The organism is Halorubrum sp. Atlit-26R, assembly GCF_003666015.1.
GTDB lineage: Archaea > Halobacteriota > Halobacteria > Halobacteriales > Haloferacaceae > Halorubrum.
The window spans coordinates 1-477 of record NZ_QPLT01000459.1 but is presented as its reverse complement, the minus strand read 5'-3'; the positions used below and the strand labels follow the sequence as shown (position 1 = coordinate 477).

The following is a 477-nucleotide window of genomic DNA, read 5'->3' as shown; positions in this document are numbered from 1 at the left end:
CTCGTCAACGGAACCGGCGGTGGCGGCGGCACGGGCGCGGGAGACGACGGGTCGACAAGCGAGATTAATCCGCCGCAGGAGGACCAAGACGTCATCCTAACGGGGACAACCGCCACGAACGGGAACGACGCCGCTCGAATCTCCCTCAACAACACCGGAACGGAGCGCGTCGTGACGAGTTTCCGCGTCTCGTTTTATTACCCCGACCAGGGCGGTAACGGCGCCGAGACCGCGTCGTTCAACGGTTCTCCAGCTCAGAACGTTGGGGCTGATCAGTACACGCTTGGCCCGGACCGGGTCACGCTCCCGTCGGACGCGACGACGGACATCACCATCGACTTCGCGGCGAACAAGAACCTCGACACACGTGGCGACTTCTTCATCCTCACCGTCCAGTTCGACGACGGCGAGTTCGCGACGTACTTCGTCGCGGTCCCGTAGCCGGGGCTCGCCGTCGGAACTACAGGTGGGCCGATT

1 pseudogene is annotated in these 477 nt (G+C 64.2%); it reads left to right on the top strand.

What is annotated here, in order from left to right:
• Positions 1–441 (top strand): annotated as a pseudogene (locus tag DVK07_RS21450) (hypothetical protein); the annotation flags it as partial.
• Between the last annotated feature and the right edge of the window lie 36 nt (positions 442–477).